This window comes from Burkholderia humptydooensis (assembly GCF_001513745.1).
In the GTDB taxonomy this organism is placed as follows: domain Bacteria; phylum Pseudomonadota; class Gammaproteobacteria; order Burkholderiales; family Burkholderiaceae; genus Burkholderia; species Burkholderia humptydooensis.
On record NZ_CP013380.1, the window covers coordinates 361,067 to 381,989 of the forward strand.

Below are 20,923 nucleotides of genomic sequence, written 5' to 3' on the forward strand. Positions count from 1 at the left end.
GAACGACTAATAACCGCCGACGCACTGCGTGCCCGGCGGTTTTTTCTTGCGCGGGCCATTCGGCGCTACGCGGCCGAAACGGCCGGCGCGGAACGGAGTCCAAGGTTTGTCGGGACGTGAGCGTCCAGACTGGCAGAACGGAGCATCGACATGTTGATCAGGAAAACGCTGCGCGCGTCGCTTGCCGGCGACGACATCCCGCGCAGCGAAATCACGCCGCAAGCGGTGTTCGAGAACCGCCGCCGCATCCTGCAGGCGGCGGGCGCCGCCGCGGCGGGCGGGCTCGTCGGCGCGCACCGGCTCGCGCTTGCCGCCTACGCGTCGCCGGACGCGAAGGCGCGCAAGCTCGCTGCGCCGACCAATCCGAAGTTCGTCGTCCCCGAGAAGGTGACGTCGTTCAAGGACATCACGACCTACAACAACTTCTACGAATTCGGCACCGGCAAGGGCGATCCGTCGCGCAACGCCGGCACGCTGCGGCCGCATCCGTGGCGTGTGTCGGTCGAGGGCGAGATCAGGAATCCGAAGGTCTACGACATCGACGAGCTGTTGAGGCTCGCGCCGCTCGAAGAGCGCGTGTACCGGCTGCGCTGCGTCGAGGGCTGGTCGATGGTGATTCCGTGGATCGGCTTTCCGCTTGCGGAGCTCATCCGGCGCGTCGAGCCGACCGGCAACGCGAAATACGTGCAGTTCGTCACGCTCGCGGACCCGTCGCAAATGCCGGGGCTGTCCGCGCCAATCCTCGACTGGCCGTATTCTGAGGGCCTGCGGATGGACGAGGCGATGAATCCGCTGACGCTGCTCACGATGGGCGTCTACGGGCAGGTGCTGCCGAACCAGAATGGCGCGCCCGTGCGGGTGATCGTGCCGTGGAAGTACGGCTTCAAGAGCGCGAAGTCGATCGTGAAGATCCGCTTCGTCGACCGGCAGCCGCCGACGAGCTGGAACACTTACGCACCGAACGAATACGGCTTCTATTCGAACGTCAATCCGAACGTCGATCACCCTCGCTGGAGCCAGGCGACCGAGCGGCGCATCGGCGAGGACGGCTTCTTCACGCCGAAGCGCAAGACGCTGATGTTCAACGGCTACGGCGATTGGGTCGCGTCGATGTATCGCGGCATGGATCTGAAGAAATACTTTTGAGTGCGGCGAATGGAGAACGACATGCAACCCTCGACATTTGCCGGGACGACCGCGGGCGCCGGCGCGCGCGGCCGCGCGCCGCAACGGAACGCTGGCCGCGCGGGCGGCGCGCCGCGCTGGCTCGCGCCCGTGAAGATCGCCGTGTTCGTCGCGGCGCTGTATCCGCTCGCGCGCATCGTGTTCTTCGGCATGACGGACCAGCTCGGCGCGAATCCGATCGAATTCGTCACGCGCTCGACGGGACTCTGGACGCTCGTGTTCCTGTGCATCACGCTCGCCGTCACGCCGCTGCGCAGGCTGACGGGCATCAACGCGCTGCTGCGGCTGCGGCGCATGCTCGGGCTCTACGCGTTCTTCTACGCGGTGCTGCACTTCACGACCTACATCTGGTTCGACAAATGGTTCGACGTGATGGAGATCGCGAAGGACGTCGTGAAGCGTCCGTTCATCACGGTCGGCTTCGCCGCGTTCGTGCTGCTGATTCCGCTCGCCGCGACGTCGCCGCGCGCGATCGCGAGGCGGCTCGGCCGGCACTGGCAGACGCTGCACAAGGCGATCTATGCGATTGCGACGTTCGCCATCCTGCATTTCTGGTGGATGAAGGCGGGCAAGCACGATCTCGTGCTGCCGAAGCTGTATGGCGCGATCGTGCTCGTGCTGCTCGGCTGGCGCGCGCTCGTGTGGGCGCGGCAGCGCTGGGGCGGTGCGGGGGCGGGCGGGCGCGCGTCGTAGCGCGAGTGTGGCGGGCGATCGCGCGGCGCGCGCGATCCGAACGACATGCCCGAGACTCGGGCCGTACCGGCCGCACGGGTCGTACTGCGCGACGGGCAAACAAAAAGGCGATGTCCGTTCGGACATCGCCTTTCTCGATCGGGGCTTGCCGACTTGCTGGTTCGCCGCGCAAGCGCGCCGTTTGCCTGCGATTACCGGCCGTCGGGCAGGACCGCTTCGCGTTCGAACAGGCTTTCGACCGTCTCGCGCGGTCGCACCAGATGCGCGTTCGCGCCGTCGACGATCACTTCCGCCGCGCGCGGCCGCGTATTGTAGTTCGAGCTCATCGTGAAGCCGTACGCGCCCGCCGAGCGGATCGCGAGCAGATCGCCCGGCGCGATCGCGAGCGAGCGCCCGCGCCCGAGCCAGTCGCCGCTCTCGCAGACGGGGCCGACGACGTCGTACACGGCGGCCGCGACGTCCATGCGCGGCGTCACCGGCTCGATCGCGTGAAACGCCTGGTACATCGCGGGGCGCGCAAGGTCGTTCATCGCCGCGTCGACGATCGCGAAGTTCTTCTCTTCGCCCTGCTTCAGGAATTCGACGCGCGTGAGCAGAATGCCGGCGTTGCCCGTCAGCGAGCGGCCCGGCTCGAACCAGATTTCGCGATGGCCGTGGCCGCGCGCGTCGATGCGCTCGAGCACCGCGCGCACGTAAGCGCCGATGTCGGGCGGCGTTTCGTCGTCGTACGTGATGCCGAGCCCGCCGCCGACGTCGACGTGACCGATCTTCACGCCGTCCGCCTCGATCTGCTCGACGAGGTCGAGCAGCTTGTCGATCGCGTCGAGGTACGGGCTCAGCTCGGTGATCTGCGAGCCAATGTGGCAATCGATGCCGACGACTTCGAGGTTCGGCAGCGCGGCCGCCGCGCGGTACGTCGCGCGCGCGTCATCGAACGCGATGCCGAACTTGTTCGCCTTCAGCCCCGTCGAGATGTAAGGGTGCGTTTTCGGATCGACGTCCGGATTCACCCGCAGCGACACGGGCGCGCGCTTGCCGAGCGACGCCGCGACGGCGTTCAGCCGGTCGAGCTCCGGAATCGATTCGACGTTGAAGCACTTGACGCCTGCTTCGAGCGCGATGCGCATTTCGTCGGCGTTCTTGCCGACGCCCGAGAACACGACGTTCTGCGCACGGCCGCCTGCCGCGAGCACGCGTGCGAGCTCGCCGCCCGACACGATGTCGAAGCCCGCGCCGAGGCGCGCGAACACGTTCAGCACGCCGAGGTTGCTGTTCGCCTTCACGGCGACGTGAATCGACGCGCGGCGGCCGGCGCAGGCCTTCGCGTAGGCCTCGTAGGCCGCGGTGAGCGCGGCGCGCGAATAGACGAAGAGCGGGGTGCCGAAACGCTCGGCGAGGTCGGCGGCGGACACGCGCTCGGCGTGGAGCGTGCCGTCGACGTAGTCGAATGCAGCTTGAGTCATGCAGGATCGATCATTGGGCGGAGGAAGCGCCGGACGCAGCCGCCGCCTTCGGCGTGCGTTGCGTCGACAGGTCGGGCGACAGCGTGAGCGGCGCGCCGGCGGCGCCCGAGGCGCCGTCGTCGCGCGCCGAAGCCGTTTCCGCGTCGGGCGTCACGTCCGACGGCGGCGGCTGCGTCTGTTCAGTCGGCTTGGGCGGCAGCGGCGGCACGACCGGCATGTACAGCGGCCCGCGCTGGCCGCAGCCCGCGAGCGCCAAAGCCGCTACAATCGCGCTCATCTGCAAAACGATACGCATGACCGTCCCTAAACAATTGAATCGATAGAGTTTAGCATGTCCGATACCGATTACCTGACCCAGGCCGAAGCTGTGCTGGCGGCCGTCGAGCGCTCGGTCGACGCCGCCAACGACGGCGACGCCGACATCGATCTCGAGCGCAACGGCAGCGTGCTCACGCTCACGTTCGAGAACGGCTCGAAGATCATCGTGAACCTGCAGCCGCCGATGAAGGAAGTGTGGATCGCCGCGAAGGCGGGGGGGTTCCATTATCGGTTCGTCGACGGCGCATGGCGCGATACGCGCAGCGGCGAAGAGTTCTTCGCGGCGCTGACGGGCTATGCGACGCAGCAGGCGGGCATGCCGATCGCGTTCGGCGCGTGATGCGCGCTTCGGCGGCCGGCGAAGGCGCGCATCGCGCGCGAGCGCGGCCGAGTCGAGCAACCTATGACAAAAGCGGCCGGAAGGCCGCTTTTGTCTTTTACACGAACGACGCTCAGTTGCCGCCGCGGAACAGATTCATGATGTCCTGCTTTTCCTGCTCGTCGACGTGCCCGGGCACGGCGCTCGCGGAGGCGGGCGGCGCGGCCGGCAGGTTCACGCCGACTGCCGAGACGAAGCCGCGGCCCGGCGTGAACTGGTCGAAGTACAACTCGCCGCCGAGCGTGGTGACGCCGTCGGGCGCCGGCATCTTGTATTCCTGCACGTTCTTGAGCGCGGGCCCCATGTAGTCGATCCACACGGGCAGCGCGAGGCCGCCGCCGGTTTCTCGATCGCCGAGGCTGCGCGGGCTGTCGTAGCCGATCCACGCGATCGCCGCGAGCGTGTGCTGATAGCCGCCGAACCACGCGTCGCGCGAGTCGTTCGTCGTGCCGGTCTTGCCGGCGAGATCGGTGCGTTTCAGCACGTTCGAGCGCGCGCCCGTGCCGCGCTGCGCGACGCTCTGCAACAGGCTGTTCATCACATACGCGTTGCGCGCGTCGATCGCGCGCGGCGCGTTCTGCTCGGCGACGAGCGGCTGCGCGCGCGCGACGATGTTGCCGCTCGGATCGGTCACTTCGGCGATCAGATACGGATTGATCCGGTAGCCGCCGTTCGCGAACACCGAGAACGCGCCCGCCATCTGCAGCGGCGTGACGAGGCCCGCGCCGAGCGCCATCGGCAGATAGGCCGGATGGCGGTCCGCGTCGAAGCCGAAGCGCGTGATGTATTGCTGCGCGTATTTCGGGCCGATGTGGTTCAGGATGCGGATCGACACCAGGTTGCGCGAGCGCTGCAGCGCGACGCGCATCGACATCGGGCCCTCGAAGCCGCCGCCGTAGTTTTTCGGCTCCCACGGCTGGCCGCCCGTTTCGGCGGCGCTGAAGTAGAGCGGGCCGTCGTTGATGATCGTCGCGGGGCCGAGCCCCTTGTCGAGCGATGCCGAATAGATGAACGGCTTGAACGACGAGCCCGGCTGCCGCCACGCCTGTGTCACGTGGTTGAACTTGTTCTTGTTGAAATCGAAGCCGCCGATCAGCGAGCGGATCGCGCCGTCCTGCGGGACGATCGAAATGAACGCGCCTTCGATTTGCGGCAGTTGCCCGATCGCCCATGAGCCGTCATCGTTCCTGAACACGCGCACGATCGCGCCGGGGCGGATCCGCTTGTTCGGCTGCGCGTTCGCGGACAGCGAGCTCGCGGCGAACCGCAGATCGTCGCCGCTCACCGTCGCGTCGCTGCCGTTCGGGAACACGACGCGGATCTGGCGCGCGCTCGCTTCGGTGACGACGGCCGCGATCAGCTCGCCGTTGTCCGGATGGTCGACGAGCGCGTCGTCGATCGCCTGCTCGCGGTCGTCTTCGTTCGCGGGCAGTTCGATGAAACCTTCGGGGCCGCGATAGCCGTGGCGCCGGTCGTACGTCATCAGGCCCTTGCGCAGCGCGCGGTACGCGAGCGTCTGGTCCGCGGAATCGATCGTCGTGACGACGTTCAGCCCGCGCGTGTAAGCCTCGTCCTTGTACTGCGCATACATCATTTGCCGCACCATTTCGGCGACGTATTCCGCGTGCACGCTGTATTCGCGGCTCGGGCTCTTGACGACGAGCGGCTCGGCGAGCGCCTCGTCGTACTGCTCGCGCGTGATGAAGTTCAGCTCGAGCATACGCTGCAGGATATATTGCTGCCGGACCTTCGCGCGCTTCGGATTCGCGACCGGGTTGTACGCGGACGGCGCTTTCGGCAGCCCCGCGAGCATCGCGGCCTCGGCGAGCGTGATGTCCTTCAGGTCCTTGTTGAAGTACGCGTGCGCGGCGGCGGCGAAGCCGTAAGCGCGCTGACCCAGATAGATCTGATTCATGTAGACCTCGAGAATCTGATCTTTCGTGAGCGCGCGCTCGATCCGGTACGCGAGCAGCATCTCGTAGATCTTGCGCGTGTACGTCTTCTCGCTCGACAGGAAGAAATTGCGCGCGACCTGCATCGTGATCGTGCTCGCGCCCTGAGTTGCGTGGCCGTTCGTCAGCGCGACGATGCCGGCGCGGATGATGCCCGTCAGGTCGACGCCGCCGTGTTCGTAGAAGCGCGCGTCCTCGATCGCGAGCACCGCTTTCTTCAGCGAATCGGGCACGTCCTGCAAGCGGACGATGTCCCGGCGTTCCTCGCCGAATTCGCCGATCAGCACGTGATCGGCCGTGTAGATGCGCAGCGGCACCTTCGGGCGGTAGTCGGTCAGCGCGTCGAGCGACGGCATGTTCGGCGACGCGACGACGAGCGCGTAGCCGAGCACGAGCCCGGCGCAGACTGCGAGCGCCACGCACACGCCTGCTACGCCGAGCACGAGCTTCTGCCACAGGGGGCGGCGGCGCGGCTCGGGCGGGGACGTAGGATTCGTAGATTGCATAGACACACCAGAAAAACACTCCCGCGATTATAGCCGCCCGGTTTTGCCGGACTCCGGAAGGGTTCCGGGCGGGAACCGGCGCGTCCCGGCCGGGCGGCGCGCCGATGACTTACTGTAGCGCGCCGGCGGCCCGGCGGCGCACGCGTTGGCCGTTCGGCAGACTCCCGGCGCGCCGGCCGGCTTCGCAAAATGGGCTCCATATCGTGCCTCGACGGGAGGCGCGCTGATGGAGGACTGAGATGCAAGGACGTTCGTGGTGGTCGGTCGGCCGGCGCTTCGCGGCGGGGATCGACGTGAACCGGCGCGCGGTGCGGATCGCGGTGCTGAGCCGGCGCATCCGGGGCGGCACGGTCCGGCTCGAGGCGCTCGACGCGGAGCCTTTGCCGGCCGGCGCGTTCGACGAGCCGGCCGACGCCGACTGGGCAGCCGTGGCGGCCGCGATGACGGCGGCGCTTGGCCGCGCGCCGCAGGTGCGGCCGGCGGGGTTTGCGCGGTGGACGATGGCGGGCGTGATGGCGCTGCCGGAAGGCGCGTTCTCGACCGCGACGCTCGCGTGGCAGCGGGCGGACGCCGCGGCAGCCGTCGAGCCCGCGGTGCGAGCGGCGGCCGAGCGGCTGACCGGGCTCGCGCGGGATGCGCTCGCAGTCGACTGGTGCGTGAACGACGCGGGCGCTTCGCCGGAGGTTGCGTTTGCGACTGCGGCGCACGTGCATCTCGACGTGCGGATCGAGGCGGCTGCGGCGGCGGGCGTCGAACTCGTCGCGATCGACGGCGAGCCGCCCGCCGCCTTGCGGGCGATACGCCATGTCGCCGCGCGCGAGGTCGACGGCGGCGAGCCGTATCTCGGCGTCTGGATCGGCGAGAGCGGCGTGCACGGCTGGCTCGTGTCGGCCGATGCGGTTGCCGCGCAGATTCGCTATCCGGCGCCCGAGCACGCAGATCTTGCCGACGCGCTGCGCGAGCTTGCGCGGGCTGGCGCGCCGCGCTGCGCGTTCGTCGCGGGCGACCCGGAATGGTTGGGCGGCGCGCAGATTTCGCTTGCCGACGTCGGCGATCTTCTCGGCTGCATCGTATTGCCGTTCGAATGCGCGGCGTGCGGTCCGCTCGGCGCGGTCGACGACGGGTTCGCCCATTCGCCGGGTTTCGCGGTCGCGTTCGGGCTTGCGCTGCGCGGGGTGTTCGAATGACGCCCGGCGTCGCGAGCGGCGCGTCGCCGCGCAACGCGCGGCTCCTGCGCGCCTGGCTTGGCGGCTTCAATCTGTTGCCGTACCGCGCGCGCGACGCGCGCCGGGCGCGGCGGCGCGTCCTCGGCGAACTGGCGGCCGCCGCTTGCGCGGGGTTCGCGGGCGTCGCGCTTTGGCGTATCGGGCGCACGTTCGAGCGTGCGCGCTTCGATGCGCAGCGTGCGCTGATGGAGCGCCGGCTCGCCGCGTGGGCGCCGCAACTGAAAGCCGCGGAGCAGGCCGCGCGGCTGCGCGACGCCGAGCGCGAACGCGCGGCGCTGGCCGCCGAGCGCGCCGGGCCGCGCCAGCGGACAGTCGATCTGTTCGACGCACTGCGGCAACTGCGCTACGACGGCGTGCGGCTGCGGTCGATCCGCTGCGACGGGCGCGATGCGTTGCTCGAAGCGAGCGCGCTCGATCCGGCATCGGCCGAGCGATGGCTGCGCGATCTCGATGCCGCGCAGCGCGGCTGGACGATGGAGGTCGCGGGTTTGCAGGCCGCGCGGACTTCGTGGGGGCGAGAGGCGGGTGGCGGCCGGTCGCTCTCGTTCACGGTGCGGATTCGTTGGCCCGCCGGCGACCGGGGCCGCGTCGCGAGCGTGGCGGCGCGCGCGACGGCGGCTGTGCGGGAGGGCGCGTGAACATGTCGGTCGAACGAGTGGCAGGTTGGCGCGTGTGGGCACGATGGGCCGATTCGTGCCGCGCATCGGGCGCCGGCTGGCGAGCCGCGGCACGCGCGGCGCTCGCGTGCGGCGTGTTCGTCTGCGGCGTGTATGCGGGCCGCGACGCCGACTGGGGCGGCGTCGAGCGAAGCCGGACGGCGCTCGAAGCGGTCGCATCGCGCGAGGCGCGCGCGCGGCTGCTCCTTGCCGCGCCGTCCAGTCGGCCGGCGTCGCGGGCGGGCGCTGGACGCTCGCTGGCCGAGCGGCAGACGCCCTCCGATTTCGCGATGCGGCTTGCCGGCCACGCGGGCGCGAGCGGGCTGCGGGTGCGCAAGCTCGAACGGCTAGAAGGCGAACGCGCGGGCGAGCGGCGCGACGATGGCGCCGTCTACGCGTTCGCCTTCAGCGCGGAAGGCGACTTCGATGCGCTATGCCGCTTCCTGTCCGGGCTCGCTGCGTTGCCTGCGCTCGTGGTGCCGGCAACATCGAGCGTCAAGCGCGACGACGGCACGACCATGCTGGACGCCCGGCTCGACGTCTGGCCGGCGTTACCCGGAGGCGAGCCCGATGGGCGGCGGCGCGCCGACGGGCGCGAAGTGCCTGTCGCCGATCCCTTCTCCGCGATGCCGATGCTGGCAATCGACGATGCGGCCGACGCCGCGCGGCTCGTTGGCGTGATGCGCGACCGGCGCAGCGGGCTCGCGCTGTTCGAGCGCGGCAGCGATGCGTGGTCGGTTGCGCCGGGGCAGATGGTCGACGGCGCGCGCATCGCCCGAATCCGGGCGGGCGGCGTGACGCTCGCGACACATGGCGGCGGGCGTCGCCTGATGACCGTGGGCGGGGCGACAGGATGATGCGCGGATTCGTTCGATTCATGCTGGGCTGCGCGATCGCAGCATCGGGCGAGGCGGTCGCGTCGCTGCCGCCGTTGCCCGCGGGCGCGCCCGCCGGTTGGTCGACGTCCGCTTCGGTCGGTGCGGCGGGGCGCGCGCCGTTGCCCGAGGCGGTTGCGTCGCGGTGGCGAATCGATTTCGAGCGTGGCTCGGTTGCCGGAGCGTCGCCGCCGGATGCGGGCGGCGACGGTGCACTGGCGGATGGATTCGCCGGCGACGCCGCGCACGAACGCCTGCCGGCAGCCGGGGCGGCGGAGCCGTCCGATTCGGCGTCGGCCGACGCCGGAACGTCGAGCGGAGCGGCATCGGCGCCGCTGCAAGCGGAGGATGCGGCACTGGAGGGGCCGCCCGTCCCGCTCTCGCCGGGGCAACGCATGAGCGACGAGCATCGTGCGCCGCGGCCGGATACTGAAGTCACGGCGGCCAACGCCAACGCCGGTGCCAAAACCGAGGCCGCAGCCGAATCCGGCGACGACCGCGCGATCTCCCTCAATCTGCAACAGGCGAGCCTCGCAGCGGTCTTCGATGCATTCGCTCGCTTCACCGGCCTCAATATAGTGGTCAGCGAGCGGGTGCGCGGCATGGTGTCGTTGCGTCTGAACAATGTGCCCTGGCGCAGTGCGTTCGATGCGCTGCTGGACGCCCACGGCCTCGCGATGGCGCGGCGCGGCAGCGTGATATGGGTCGCGCCCGTCGCGGAACTCGCCGAGCGCGAGCGCCAGCGTTTCGATGCGCACGCGCGCGCCGCTCAGCTCGAGCCGCTCGCGAGCCGCAGCTTCGTGCTCCGCTACGCGCGCGCAGCCGACGTGCAGCGCCTGCTCGCAGGCTCGGCCGGCCAGCGGATCCTGTCGAAGCGCGGCTCGGTGCTCGCCGATCCTCGGACGAATCTGCTGTTCGTCACCGATCTGTCCGGGCGTCTCGCGCAGATCGCCGATCTGATCGGCAAGCTCGACACGCCGTCGCGGCAGGTGTTGATCGAAGCGCGGATCGTCGAGGGCGATCGCGGATTCTCGCGCAATCTCGGCGCGCGTCTCGCGCTGCGCGCGCCCGACGCGGGCGACCGCGCGACGGGCATCGTCGCGGGCCGCAACGGCACGCTGGCCGACCTCACCGCAAGGCCGATCGGCGGCTTCGACGCGGCGACGGCTGGTCTCACGCTGTTTGCCGCGCGTGCGAGCCGCTTGCTCGATGTCGAACTGAGCGTGCTCGAGGCTCAGGGCCGGGGCCAGATCGTATCGAGCCCGCGCGTCGTGACGGCCGACCGGACCAAGGCGATCGTCGAGCAGGGCGCCGAACTGCCGTATCAGGCGAAGGTCGGCAACGGCGTATCGGGTGTCCAGTTCCGGCGCGCGACCTTGAAGCTAGAAGTCGAGCCGCAGATCACCCCCGACGGGCGCGTGATCCTCGATCTCGACATCGCGAAGGACAGCGTCGGCGAGGAAACCGCATCCGGCCCCGCGATCCATACGAAGCATGTGCAGACGCGCGTCGAGGTCGAAAACGGTGGAACGGTGTCGATCGGCGGGATTTTCGAGAGCGACGACCGCGACGATGTGACTCGGGTGCCGCTCTTGGGCAAAATACCGGTGTTGGGCGCGCTTTTCAGGCATCGTGCGCAGCGCGCGCAGCGCAGCGAGCTCGTCGTGTACATCACGCCGACCGTCGTGATCGGGCCCTGAACCCCGTGGGAGCCAGGCTCGACAAGGCGGGCGCTTTGCCAGTAAGCTGCGCGACACACTCATTGAAGCAGAGGAAGCCGTTGCAAGCGCGGGACCCACACGTGAACGTAATTTTCGTCGGGCTCATGGGGGCGGGTAAGACCACCGTGGGCCGGGCGGTCGCGCGCCGGCTCGACAGACCCTTCTTCGATTCGGATCACGAGATCGAGGCGCGCACCGGCGCGCGCATTCCGGTCATCTTCGAACTCGAGGGCGAGTCCGGCTTCCGCGACCGCGAGGCGCAGATGATCGCCGAGCTCACGCAACGCGAGAACGTCGTGCTCGCGACGGGCGGCGGCGCGATCCTGCGCCCCGAGAACCGCAAGCTGCTTCACGAACGCGGCCTTGTCGTCTATCTGCGCGCGAATCCGCACGATCTCTGGCTGCGCACCCGCAAGGACAAGAACCGCCCGTTGTTGCAAACCGACGATCCGAAAGCCAAGCTCGAGGCGCTGTACGACGCGCGCGATCCGCTCTACCGCGAATGCGCGCACTTCGTCATCGAAACCGGGCGGCCGTCCGTCAACGGGCTCGTCAACATGGTGCTGATGCAGCTCGAAATGGCGGGCATCGTCGCCAAGCCACTACAAGCATGATTACCGTCAATGTCGACCTGGGCGAGCGCGCCTATCCGATCCACATCGGCGCCGGTCTGATCGGCCGCACCGAGCTTTTCGCGCCGTACATCGCCGGCGCGTCCGTCACGATCGTCACGAACGCCACCGTCGATCCGCTCTACGGCGACACGCTGCGCGCGGCGCTCGCGCCGCTCGGCAAGCGCGTGTCGACCGTCGTCCTGCCCGACGGCGAAGCGTACAAGAACTGGGAAACCCTCAATCTGATCTTCGACGGCCTGCTCGAGCAGCACGCCGATCGCAAGACGACGCTCGTCGCGCTGGGCGGCGGCGTGATCGGCGACATGACGGGCTTCGCGGCCGCATGCTACATGCGCGGCGTGCCGTTCATCCAGGTGCCGACGACGCTCTTGTCGCAGGTCGATTCGTCGGTCGGCGGCAAGACGGGCATCAACCACCCGCTCGGCAAGAACATGATCGGCGCGTTCTATCAGCCGCAGGCGGTGATCGCCGACATCGCCGCGCTGTCGACGCTGCCCGATCGCGAGCTTGCCGCGGGCGTCGCCGAGATCATCAAGACGGGCGCGATCGCCGACGCCGCATTCTTCGACTGGATCGAAGCGAACGTCGGCGCGCTGAACCGCCGCGATCCCGATGCGCTCGCGCATGCGGTCAAGCGCTCGTGCGAGATCAAGGCGGGCGTCGTCGCGGCGGACGAGCGCGAGGGCGGCCTGCGCGCGATCCTCAATTTCGGCCATACGTTCGGGCACGCGATCGAGGCGGGGCTCGGCTACGGCGAGTGGCTGCACGGCGAGGCGGTCGGCTGCGGAATGGTGATGGCGGCCGATCTGTCGGTGCGCGTCGGCCATCTCGACGAAGCGTCGCGCGCGCGGCTGCGCCGCGTCGTCGAGGCCGCGCGCCTGCCGACGCGCGCGCCGGATCTCGGCGATGCGCGCTACGTCGAGCTGATGCGCGTCGACAAGAAGGCCGAGGCGGGCGCGATCAAGTTCATACTGCTCAAGCGCTTCGGCGAGACGATCATGACCCCGGCGCCGGACGACGCCGTCTTCGCGACACTGGCGGCAACCATCCGGTAAGCGCGATACGGGCCGATCCGGCGCAATTGACGTGGAGGACACGACACGGTGAGCGAAATACCCGGCGGCAGCATCCCGCGTGAAACCCGCGACGCGCGACCCGCGCGCGCGGGCGGCGAGCAGGCGATCCCCGCCCCCGCGCCGACCACCGCCGCGCTCGAAGCGCATCTCGCGCCGTACGCGGCGCACGCATCGCAATCGCGCGGCCGGCGCCATCCCGAGCCGCCGCCCGCGGCGCGCACCGAATTCCAGCGCGATCGCGACCGCATCGTGCATTCCACCGCATTCAGGCGCCTCGAATACAAGACGCAGGTCTTCGTGAACCACGAGGGCGACCTGTTCCGCACGCGTCTCACGCACAGCCTCGAAGTCGCGCAGATCGCCCGGTCCGTCGCGCGCAACCTGCGCCTGAACGAAGACCTCGTCGAAGCGATCTCGCTCGCGCACGATCTCGGCCATACGCCGTTCGGCCATGCGGGGCAGGATGCGCTCAACGCGTGCATGCGCGACTACGGCGGCTTCGAGCACAACCTGCAGAGCCTTGCCGTCGTCGACGAGCTCGAGGAGCATTACGGCGCGTTCAATGGGCTGAACCTGTGCTTCGAGACGCGCGAAGGCATCCTCAAGCACTGCTCGCGCGAGAACGCGCGCAAGCTCGGCGAGCTCGGCGAGCGATTCCTGCAGGGCCGCCAGCCGTCGCTCGAGGCGCAACTCGCGAACATCGCGGACGAAATCGCATACAACAATCACGACGTCGACGACGGCCTGCGCTCGGGCCTCATCACGATCGAGCAGCTCGCCGAGGTCGAGCTGTGGCAGCGCCATTACGAGGCCGCGCTCGCCGAGTATCCGCATCTCGAAGGTCGCCGTCTCGTGCACGAGACGGTGCGCCGGATCATCAACACGCTGATCGTCGATCTGATCGACGCGACGACGCGCAATCTCGCGCGCCACGCGCCGGCGTCGCTCGACGACGTGCGCGCGGCGCCGCCCCTCGTTGCGCATGGCGAGCCGATCGCCGCGCAGGCGGCGGCGCTCAAGCGCTTCCTGTTCAAGAACCTGTACCGCCACTACCGCGTGATGCGGATGGCGAGCAAGGCGCAGCGGGTCGTCGCCGGCCTCTTCAACGCGTTCACGAGCGACCCGCGCCTGCTGCCGCCCGACTATCAGGCGGCGGACGTCGCGCACCAGCCGCGCCTCGTCGCGCACTACATCGCCGGCATGACCGATCGCTTCGCGCTGAAAGAGTATCAACGCTTGTTTGTCATGGACGAAAACTAGACTGTCCGGCTTGCCGCGTTCGGCGCGTGTTGCCCGGACCGAGGAGAAAAGGAGAGAGGTCGATGAAATACAAGACGCTGGTTCGCTCGCTCGCGTTCGGGGGCGCGCTTTGGTTCGGCGCGCAGCAGGCGGCGTGCGCCGCCACCGAGATCCAGTTCTGGCATGCGATGGAGGCGGCGCTCGGCGAGCGCGTGAACGAGATCGCCGCGCAGTTCAACGCGTCGCAAAGCGACTACAAGATCGTGCCGGTCTTCAAGGGCACCTACGACCAGGCGCTCGCGGCGGGCATCGCCGCGTACCGCAGCGGCGACGCGCCGGCGATCCTGCAGGTGTACGAAGTGGGCACGGCCACGATGATGCAGGCGAAGAAGGCGGTGCTGCCCGTGTCCGACGTGTTCCGCCAGGCGGGCGTGCCGCTCGACGAGAAGGCGTTCGTGCCGACGATCGCGAGCTACTACAGCGACGCGAAGACGGGCCGCCTCGTGTCGATGCCGTTCAATAGCTCGACGCCCGTGCTGTATTACAACAAGGACGCGTTCAGGAAGGCGGGCCTCGATCCGGACCAGCCGCCGAAGACGTGGGCCGACGTGAAGGCCGACGCGGAAAAGCTGAAGAAGGCGGGTTACGCGTGCGGCTACACGACGGGCTGGCAGGGCTGGATCCAGCTCGAGAACTACAGTGCGTGGCATGGCCTGCCGTTCGCGACGCGCAACAACGGCTTCGACGGCGCCGACGCGACGCTCGACTTCAACAAGCCGCAGCAGATCGCGCACATCCGGTTCCTGCAGGACATGGCGAAGGACGGCACGTTCACATATGTCGGCCGCAAGGACGAGGCGACCGCGAAGTTCTACAGCGGCGACTGCGCGATCATGACGACGTCGTCGGGCGCGCTCGCGACGATCCACAAGTATGCGAAGTTCGACTTCGGCACCGGGATGATGCCCTACGACGCGAGCGTGAAGGGCGCGCCGCAGAACGCGATCATCGGCGGCGCGAGCCTGTGGGTGCTCGCGGGCAAGGACCCGGGCACGTACAAGGGCGTCGCGAAGTTCCTCGCGTATCTGAGCTCGCCCGCGGTCGCCGCGAAGTGGCACGAGGACACGGGCTATCTGCCGGTGACGACGGCCGCGTACGATCTCGCGCGCGAGCAGGGCTTCTACGCGAAGCATCCGGGCACGGACACGGCGATCAGGCAAATGATGAACAAGCCGCCGCTGCCGTACACGAAGGGGCTGCGGCTCGGCAACATGCCGCAGATCCGCACGATCGTCGACGAGGAGCTCGAGCAGGTGTGGGCGCAGAAGAAGACGCCGAAGGCGGCGCTCGATTCCGCCGCCGCGCGCGGCGACGAGTTGCTGCGCCGCTTCGAGAAGTCGGGCGGCTGAGCTTGCGCCGCCGGCGCGCGTTCTCGCCGGCGCCGCCCGTTCGCTCGCGAAACCGCGCGCGAGAACGGGTCGCGCCGGCGGCCGCGCCCGGCACATTCGTCTGACGTCCGTCCGTTCGGAATCCTGCCGATGACACCCCATCCCCGTTTCGGCGCGAGCGCGTTGCCGTACCTGCTCGTCGCGCCGCAGCTCGCGATCACCGCGATCTTCTTTCTCTGGCCGGCGGGCGTCGCGCTCTGGCAGTCGACGCAAATGCAGGACGCGTTCGGCACGTCGAGCGAGTTCGTCGGCTTCGCGAATTTCACGCGTCTGTTTGCCGATCCGCTCTACATCGATTCGTTCAGGACGACGCTCGTGTTCAGCGCGAGCGTGACCGTCTGCGGGCTCGCCGTGTCGCTGCTGCTCGCCGCGTGCGCCGACCGCGTGATCCGCGGCGCTCGCGCGTACCGCACGCTCCTCATCTGGCCGTACGCGGTCGCGCCGACGATCGCCGCGGTGCTGTGGGCGTTCCTGTTCAATCCGAGCATCGGCGTGATCACGTATGCGCTCGCGCGCTTCGGCATCGTCTGGAATCACGCGCTCAACGGCGGCGAGGCGCTGCTGCTCGTCGTGATCGCGTCGGTGTGGAAGCAGGTCAGCTACAACTTCCTGTTCTTTTACGCAGGACTGCAGGCGATTCCGCGTTCGCTGATCGAGGCGGCCGCGATCGACGGCGCGGGCCCCGTGCGACGCTTCTTTCACATCGCGCTGCCGCTTTTGTCACCGACGAGCTTCTTCCTGCTCGTCGTCAATCTCGTCTACGCGTTCTTCGACACGTTCCCGGTGATCGACGCCGCAACCGCGGGCGGCCCCGGGCAAAGCACGAAGACGCTGATCTACAAGATCTATGCGGAAGGCTTCCAGGGGCTCGACATCGGCAGCTCGGGCGCGCAATCGGTCGTGCTGATGGTGATCGTCGTCGCGCTGACGGTCGTCCAGTTCCGCTTCGTCGAGCGCAGGGTGCAATACGCATGATCGAGAATCGCAAGGGTTTCGACCTGTTCTGCCACGCGGTGCTGATCGCGGGCATCGCGGTCATCGTGTTCCCGGTGTACGTCGGGTTCTGCGCGGCGACGATGAACGCGCGCGAAGTGTTCACGGTGCCGCTGTCGCTCGTGCCGAGCACGCATCTCGTCGAGAACGTCGCCGCGATCTGGCGGCGCGGCAGCGGCGGGATGACGACGCCGTTCGGCACGCTGCTCGTCAACAGCATCGTGATGGCGCTCGTGATCGCGGCGGGCAAGATCGCGGTGTCGATCCTGTCCGCGTACGCGATCGTCTATTTCCGCTTTCCGTTGCGCAATACGGCGTTCTGGCTGATCTTCGTCACGCTGATGCTGCCCGTCGAGGTGCGGATCTTCCCGACCGTGCAGGTGGTGTCGACGCTGCATCTGACGAACAGCTACGCGGGCCTCACGCTGCCCCTCATCGCGTCGGCGACGGCGACCTTCCTGTTCCGGCAGTTCTTCATGACGCTGCCCGACGAACTCGTCGACGCCGCGCGCATCGACGGCGCGGGGCCGCTGCGCTTCTTCTGGGACGTCGTGCTGCCGCTGTCGAAGACGAGCATCGCCGCGCTTTTCGTGATCACGTTCATCTACGGCTGGAACCAGTATCTTTGGCCGATCCTGATCACGACCGACGCGTCGCTGACGACGGCCGTGGTCGGCATCAAGTCGATGATCGCGAGCGGCGACGCTGCGACCGAGTGGCATCTCGTGATGGCGGCGACGCTCGTCGCGATGCTGCCGCCGCTCGTCGTCGTGCTCGCGATGCAGCGCTGGTTCGTGCGCGGTCTCGTCGATTCGGAAAAATGAAACGCAACCTGGAGGAAGTCCAAGCATGGCCGCGCTGAGCTTGAAGGGCGTCAGGAAAAGTTACGACGGCGCGCAGTACGTGCTGCACGGGATCGACGTCGACATCGCCGACGGCGAGTTCGTCGTGCTCGTCGGGCCGTCGGGCTGCGGGAAATCGACGCTGCTGCGGATGATCGCCGGCCTCGAGACGGTGACGGAAGGCGAGATCGCGATCGGCGGGCGGGTCGTCAACGCGCTCGAGCCGAAGGATCGCGACATTGCGATGGTGTTCCAGAACTACGCGCTGTATCCGCACATGACGGTCGCGCAGAACATGGGCTACGGGCTCAAGATCCGCGGCGTCGAACGCGCGCTGATCGACGCGCGCGTGCAGGCGGCCGCGCAGATCCTCGAGCTCGGGCCGCTCTTCGCGCGGCGCCCGCGCGAGCTGTCGGGCGGCCAGCGGCAGCGCGTCGCGATGGGGCGCGCGATCGTCCGCGAGCCGTCGGTGTTCCTGTTCGACGAGCCGCTGTCGAATCTCGACGCGAAGCTGCGCGTGCAGATGCGTCTCGAAATCCAGCGGCTGCACGCGCGCCTCGCGACGACGAGCGTCTACGTGACGCACGACCAGATCGAGGCGATGACGCTCGCGCAGCGCGTGATCGTGATGAATCGCGGCTATGCGGAGCAGATCGGCGCGCCCGTCGACGTGTACGAGAAACCGGCGACGACGTTCGTCGCGAGTTTCATCGGCTCGCCGGCGATGAACCTGCTGCACGGGCGGCTGTCGGAAGACGGCGCGACGTTTGACGTCGCCGACGGCCCCCGGCTGCCGGTCGCGGGCGCGGCGGGCGCGGGCCGCGAGATCGCGCCCGGGCGCGAATGGGTCCTCGGCGTGCGGCCCGAGCACATGACGCCGCAGCCCGGCGCGGCGCTCGCGACGCTCGCCGTCGATTCGTGCGAGCTGCTCGGTGCGGACAATCTCGCGCACGGCCGCTGGGGCGCGCGCGACGTCGCGGTGCGGTTGCCGCACGCGATGCGCCCGTCGCGCGGCGAGACGCTGCCCGTCGCGCTGCCCGCGCAGCATCTGCATTTCTTCGATCCGGCGACGGGCAAGCGCGCCGGCTGATTCGAATCCCCGAGCCCCCGGCTCACCGTTTCCGACGAGATTGCGATGACGATCCTGCGAACCTGGCCTTATCCGCGCGTGGTCGCGCACCGCGGCGGCGGCGCGCTGGCCCCCGAGAACACGCTCGCCGCGCTCGATGCGGGCGCGCGCTACGGGCACAAGATGGTCGAATTCGACGCGAAGCTGTCGGCGGACGGCGTCGCGTTCCTGCTGCACGACGACACGGTCGAGCGCACGTCGAACGGCGCGGGCGCCGCGTGCGACATGCGCTACGCGGCGCTCGCCGCGCTCGACGCCGGCGCGTGGTACGACGCGCGCTTCTCGGGCGAGCGGATGCCGACGCTCGCGCAGGCGGCGGCGCGCTGCCTCGCGCTCGGCCTCGCGGCGAACGTCGAGATCAAGCCGTGCCCGGAGCGCGACGAGGAAACGGGCCGCGCCGTCGCGGCTCAGGCGGCCGAGCTTTGGCGCGACGCCGCCGTGCCGCCGCTGTTGTCGTCGTTTTCGGCGGTGGCGCTCGGCGCGGCGCGCGAGGCCGCGCCGGCGCTGCCGCGCGGGGTGCTGTACGAGGAAATTCCGGCGGACTGGCTGGAGGAGACGCAGCGGCTCGGCTGTGTGTCGCTGCACGCGCATCACGCGCAATTCAACGAGGCGCTCGTGCGCGACGTGAAAGCGTCGGGGCTGCGCATTCTTGCGTACACGGTAAACGAACCCGCACGGGCGCGCGAGCTCGCGGATTGGGGCGTGGACCTCATTTGCACGGACCGGATCGACCTGATCGGCGCGGACTTCGCCGATCGGGAAGGATGAAACCGGCGTTTTGCGCGCCGCGCGCGAACGAAATCGCTCCGGCGAGAGCCCGCCGGAGCAGGAGGCGACAGCCACCTCGTAACCTCAAGAAAATTCCGCTACAAATTGCAGCGGAATTAACCATTCCCCAAATATTCGACTACGCTTAGAAACGGTAGCCGATGTTCAGGTAGGTCACGATCGGATTCAGCGTGATCTTCGCTTGCGAAGTCTGCGTGAGCGTGCCGATCAGCGTTGGGCGCTGCGTCGTCAGCGTGGCCGTCAGGCTGACGGGGATGTACGACACCGACAGCCCGCCGAACCAGTGATCGGTGAAGTTGTAGGTGAAGCCCGCGTTGATGACGGGCGCCCACTGATTGCTGGTCGTCACGCTCGTCGGGCCGCCGAGCGCGCCGCGCTCGAATGCGGTGTTCGTGATCTTCGCGCCGGTGAACCAGATGTACGAGGCGCCGATGCCGACGTAGGGCCGGAATTTCGCCTTCGCGTCATTGAAGTAGTACTTGAGGAGGAGCGCCGGGCTCCATTGGTAAGCATGACCGAGCACGCCGAACTGTTCGAGCGAGCCTTTGCCGTTCAGATTGAACCTTGGCGGGATCCCGGCGACCAATTCAGTGGCGATGTGATCCGTCAGGAAGTAGCCGGCGGCGAAGCCGATGGTGTCCGCATTGTCGATGCCCGCGCCCGTGTTGGGCACCTCATGATTGACCGGCGTGCCGCCCACGTTCATGACCTTGAGCGGATCGCTGCTGTCCTGTGGGGCGAGATGGAACCAGCCGTTCGTCACGTAGAAGCTGCCTGCGGATTGCGCGTGCGCTGCCGTTGCGGCTGCCGCGAAAGCGAGCGCAGCGGCCCCCGTAATGGCCATTTTTTGTTTCATCCTTAGTCTCCTCCGATTAAAGGCGTGCTCATTATGACTACGGCGTTTCAAACAGGACAGAGTTGTAAGCTAGAACGTTTTCCCTAGAATTCGCACGACCGTGCGTATTCCCGCGCCGCGGCGGGCTTTGGCGCGGATGCACTTGTACGGGCCTTCGGGTATTTCCTAACGCGATCAAACGGACATTCAGCATGGCACGGCTAGCACGACTTTACGTTCCCGATCAGCCGCAGCACGTGATTTTACGCGGCCTCGATCAGCAACCGGCGTTCGTCGACGACCAGGATTACGAACTATTCATCGACTGCCTGAAGGCGGCGGCGCGCGATCATCATCTGGCGGTGCATGCATACGTGCTGCTGCCGCGCCAGGTCCAGCTCCTCGTGACGCCGAGCGACGAGGCGAGCCTGCCGAAGGCGATGCAGGCCGTCGGCCGGCGCTACGTCGCGCATTTCAACCGGCGCTACTCGCGGCGCGGCACGCTGTGGGAAGGGCGTTATCGCGCGACCGTCATCGAGGGCGAGCGCTATTTCCTGCTCGCGAGCCGCGTCGTCGAGATGAGCCCCGTGCGCGCGCAGCTCGTGACGAGCGCGGACGCGTACCGCTGGTCGAGCTATCGGCACCACGTCGGCCTCACCGTCGACAGCCTGATCACCGACCACCCGCTCTACTGGGCGCTCGGCAACACGCCGTTCGAGCGGCAGCGCGCGTACAAGGAGCTGTGCGAGCAGCCGCTCGACGAGCGCCAGGCCGACCAGCTCCAGCAGGCGACGCTGAAGGGCTGGGTGCTGGGCGGCGAGACCTACCGCGAATGGGCGGCGCGCACGGCGAACCGGCGCGTGTCGCCGCTGCCGCGCGGGCGGCCCCGCAAGGTGCGCGAGAACACGCCGCCCATCCAGCAGTGAGCGCGCCGGCGGCGGACGCGAAGCGGCATCCGGGGAT

20 protein-coding genes are annotated in these 20,923 nt (G+C 68.5%); 16 read left to right on the forward strand and 4 right to left on the reverse strand.

Annotated features, from left to right (window positions below; all coding sequences use genetic code 11):
• Positions 1-150 precede the first annotated feature (150 nt).
• Both msrP and msrQ read left to right on the forward strand, forming a co-directional pair.
• On the forward strand, positions 151-1,146 hold the full coding sequence (gene msrP, locus AQ610_RS01725; RefSeq protein WP_009913838.1) for a protein-methionine-sulfoxide reductase catalytic subunit MsrP: 996 nt from the start codon (positions 151-153) through the stop codon (positions 1,144-1,146).
• Positions 1,147-1,155: 9 nt separating this feature from the next.
• On the forward strand, positions 1,156-1,878 hold the full coding sequence (gene msrQ, locus AQ610_RS01730) for a protein-methionine-sulfoxide reductase heme-binding subunit MsrQ (protein ID WP_006029307.1): 723 nt from the start codon (positions 1,156-1,158) through the stop codon (positions 1,876-1,878).
• A gap of 191 nt (positions 1,879-2,069) precedes the next feature.
• Here the strand turns inward: msrQ and lysA are convergent, their stop codons facing one another.
• Both lysA and lptM read right to left on the reverse strand, forming a co-directional pair.
• The gene (lysA, locus tag AQ610_RS01735; protein WP_006029308.1) at positions 2,070-3,341 is read right to left on the reverse strand and encodes a diaminopimelate decarboxylase; all 1,272 of its coding nucleotides are present in this window, start codon (positions 3,339-3,341) and stop codon (positions 2,070-2,072) included.
• A 10-nt stretch (positions 3,342-3,351) separates the two neighbouring features.
• Positions 3,352-3,636, reverse strand: a complete 285-nt coding sequence (lptM, locus tag AQ610_RS01740; protein WP_009913837.1) for an LPS translocon maturation chaperone LptM — start codon at positions 3,634-3,636, stop codon at positions 3,352-3,354.
• A gap of 36 nt (positions 3,637-3,672) precedes the next feature.
• Between lptM and cyaY the strand changes: the two genes are divergently transcribed.
• The gene (gene cyaY, locus AQ610_RS01745; RefSeq protein ID WP_006029310.1) at positions 3,673-3,999 is read left to right on the forward strand and encodes an iron donor protein CyaY; all 327 of its coding nucleotides are present in this window, start codon (positions 3,673-3,675) and stop codon (positions 3,997-3,999) included.
• Between the two features lie 112 nt (positions 4,000-4,111).
• Here the strand turns inward: cyaY and AQ610_RS01750 are convergent, their stop codons facing one another.
• Positions 4,112-6,496 carry a penicillin-binding protein 1A gene (locus AQ610_RS01750; RefSeq protein WP_015600166.1) on the reverse strand — a complete coding sequence of 795 codons (2,385 nt, stop codon included), beginning with the start codon at positions 6,494-6,496 and terminating at the stop codon, positions 4,112-4,114.
• Between the two features lie 239 nt (positions 6,497-6,735).
• Here AQ610_RS01750 and AQ610_RS01755 point away from each other — a divergent pair, with 239 nt between their 5' ends.
• From AQ610_RS01755 to ugpQ, 12 genes are all read left to right on the forward strand, one after another.
• On the forward strand, positions 6,736-7,683 hold the full coding sequence (locus tag AQ610_RS01755) for a type IV pilus biogenesis protein PilM (RefSeq protein WP_006029312.1): 948 nt from the start codon (positions 6,736-6,738) through the stop codon (positions 7,681-7,683).
• Positions 7,680-8,360 carry a hypothetical protein gene (locus tag AQ610_RS01760; RefSeq protein ID WP_006029313.1) on the forward strand — a complete coding sequence of 227 codons (681 nt, stop codon included), beginning with the start codon at positions 7,680-7,682 and terminating at the stop codon, positions 8,358-8,360. The genes AQ610_RS01755 and AQ610_RS01760 overlap by 4 nt, the downstream gene beginning before the upstream one ends.
• 2 nt (positions 8,361-8,362) lie before the next feature.
• A complete protein-coding gene (locus AQ610_RS01765; protein WP_374189334.1) occupies positions 8,363-9,235 on the forward strand; it encodes a hypothetical protein in 873 nt (290 codons plus the stop codon).
• A complete protein-coding gene (locus AQ610_RS01770) occupies positions 9,232-10,953 on the forward strand; it encodes a type IV pilus secretin PilQ (RefSeq protein ID WP_006029315.1) in 1,722 nt (573 codons plus the stop codon). The genes AQ610_RS01765 and AQ610_RS01770 overlap by 4 nt, the downstream gene beginning before the upstream one ends.
• An 80-nt stretch (positions 10,954-11,033) precedes the next feature.
• Complete coding sequence (locus AQ610_RS01775; RefSeq protein ID WP_009913817.1) at positions 11,034-11,588, forward strand: shikimate kinase; 555 nt, start codon at positions 11,034-11,036, stop codon at positions 11,586-11,588.
• A complete protein-coding gene (gene aroB, locus AQ610_RS01780; RefSeq protein ID WP_006029317.1) occupies positions 11,585-12,664 on the forward strand; it encodes a 3-dehydroquinate synthase in 1,080 nt (359 codons plus the stop codon). Before AQ610_RS01775 ends, aroB begins: the two co-directional genes overlap by 4 nt.
• A gap of 48 nt (positions 12,665-12,712) precedes the next feature.
• Positions 12,713-13,945, forward strand: a complete 1,233-nt coding sequence (locus AQ610_RS01785; protein WP_006029318.1) for a deoxyguanosinetriphosphate triphosphohydrolase — start codon at positions 12,713-12,715, stop codon at positions 13,943-13,945.
• Between the two features lie 62 nt (positions 13,946-14,007).
• A complete protein-coding gene (gene ugpB, locus AQ610_RS01790; RefSeq protein ID WP_006029319.1) occupies positions 14,008-15,333 on the forward strand; it encodes a sn-glycerol-3-phosphate ABC transporter substrate-binding protein UgpB in 1,326 nt (441 codons plus the stop codon).
• A 129-nt stretch (positions 15,334-15,462) separates the two neighbouring features.
• Entirely contained in the window at positions 15,463-16,347 is an 885-nt protein-coding gene (gene ugpA, locus AQ610_RS01795; protein ID WP_009913813.1) for a sn-glycerol-3-phosphate ABC transporter permease UgpA, read from the forward strand.
• On the forward strand, positions 16,344-17,189 hold the full coding sequence (ugpE, locus tag AQ610_RS01800) for a sn-glycerol-3-phosphate ABC transporter permease UgpE (protein WP_006029321.1): 846 nt from the start codon (positions 16,344-16,346) through the stop codon (positions 17,187-17,189). The genes ugpA and ugpE overlap by 4 nt, the downstream gene beginning before the upstream one ends.
• A gap of 25 nt (positions 17,190-17,214) precedes the next feature.
• On the forward strand, positions 17,215-18,297 hold the full coding sequence (locus AQ610_RS01805; protein ID WP_006029322.1) for a sn-glycerol-3-phosphate import ATP-binding protein UgpC: 1,083 nt from the start codon (positions 17,215-17,217) through the stop codon (positions 18,295-18,297).
• Positions 18,298-18,342: 45 nt separating this feature from the next.
• A complete protein-coding gene (gene ugpQ, locus AQ610_RS01810; RefSeq protein WP_006029323.1) occupies positions 18,343-19,104 on the forward strand; it encodes a glycerophosphodiester phosphodiesterase in 762 nt (253 codons plus the stop codon).
• 145 nt (positions 19,105-19,249) lie between these two features.
• On the opposite strand, the gene AQ610_RS01815 is transcribed toward ugpQ, so the two are convergent.
• Entirely contained in the window at positions 19,250-19,981 is a 732-nt protein-coding gene (locus tag AQ610_RS01815; protein ID WP_006029324.1) for an OmpW/AlkL family protein, read from the reverse strand.
• 191 nt (positions 19,982-20,172) lie between these two features.
• Between AQ610_RS01815 and AQ610_RS01820 the strand changes: the two genes are divergently transcribed.
• The gene (locus tag AQ610_RS01820) at positions 20,173-20,886 is read left to right on the forward strand and encodes a transposase (RefSeq protein ID WP_004196743.1); all 714 of its coding nucleotides are present in this window, start codon (positions 20,173-20,175) and stop codon (positions 20,884-20,886) included.
• Positions 20,887-20,923: the final 37 nt, after the last annotated feature.

Bases quoted from the DNA above. Each gene is read 5' to 3' on its own strand.
- msrP (WP_009913838.1), top strand. From the start codon at position 151: ATGTTGATCAGGAAAACGCTGCGCGCGTCGCTTGCCGGCGACGACATC.
- msrQ (WP_006029307.1), top strand. From the start codon at position 1,156: ATGGAGAACGACATGCAACCCTCGACATTTGCCGGGACGACCGCGGGC.
- lysA (WP_006029308.1), bottom strand. From the start codon at position 3,341: ATGACTCAAGCTGCATTCGACTACGTCGACGGCACGCTCCACGCCGAG.
- lptM (WP_009913837.1), bottom strand. From the start codon at position 3,636: ATGCGTATCGTTTTGCAGATGAGCGCGATTGTAGCGGCTTTGGCGCTC.
- cyaY (WP_006029310.1), top strand. From the start codon at position 3,673: ATGTCCGATACCGATTACCTGACCCAGGCCGAAGCTGTGCTGGCGGCC.
- AQ610_RS01750 (WP_015600166.1), bottom strand. From the start codon at position 6,496: ATGCAATCTACGAATCCTACGTCCCCGCCCGAGCCGCGCCGCCGCCCC.
- AQ610_RS01755 (WP_006029312.1), top strand. From the start codon at position 6,736: ATGCAAGGACGTTCGTGGTGGTCGGTCGGCCGGCGCTTCGCGGCGGGG.
- AQ610_RS01760 (WP_006029313.1), top strand. From the start codon at position 7,680: ATGACGCCCGGCGTCGCGAGCGGCGCGTCGCCGCGCAACGCGCGGCTC.
- AQ610_RS01765 (WP_374189334.1), top strand. From the start codon at position 8,363: ATGTCGGTCGAACGAGTGGCAGGTTGGCGCGTGTGGGCACGATGGGCC.
- AQ610_RS01770 (WP_006029315.1), top strand. From the start codon at position 9,232: ATGATGCGCGGATTCGTTCGATTCATGCTGGGCTGCGCGATCGCAGCA.
- aroB (WP_006029317.1), top strand. From the start codon at position 11,585: ATGATTACCGTCAATGTCGACCTGGGCGAGCGCGCCTATCCGATCCAC.
- ugpB (WP_006029319.1), top strand. From the start codon at position 14,008: ATGAAATACAAGACGCTGGTTCGCTCGCTCGCGTTCGGGGGCGCGCTT.
- ugpA (WP_009913813.1), top strand. From the start codon at position 15,463: ATGACACCCCATCCCCGTTTCGGCGCGAGCGCGTTGCCGTACCTGCTC.
- ugpE (WP_006029321.1), top strand. From the start codon at position 16,344: ATGATCGAGAATCGCAAGGGTTTCGACCTGTTCTGCCACGCGGTGCTG.
- AQ610_RS01805 (WP_006029322.1), top strand. From the start codon at position 17,215: ATGGCCGCGCTGAGCTTGAAGGGCGTCAGGAAAAGTTACGACGGCGCG.
- ugpQ (WP_006029323.1), top strand. From the start codon at position 18,343: ATGACGATCCTGCGAACCTGGCCTTATCCGCGCGTGGTCGCGCACCGC.
- AQ610_RS01815 (WP_006029324.1), bottom strand. From the start codon at position 19,981: ATGAAACAAAAAATGGCCATTACGGGGGCCGCTGCGCTCGCTTTCGCG.
- AQ610_RS01820 (WP_004196743.1), top strand. From the start codon at position 20,173: ATGGCACGGCTAGCACGACTTTACGTTCCCGATCAGCCGCAGCACGTG.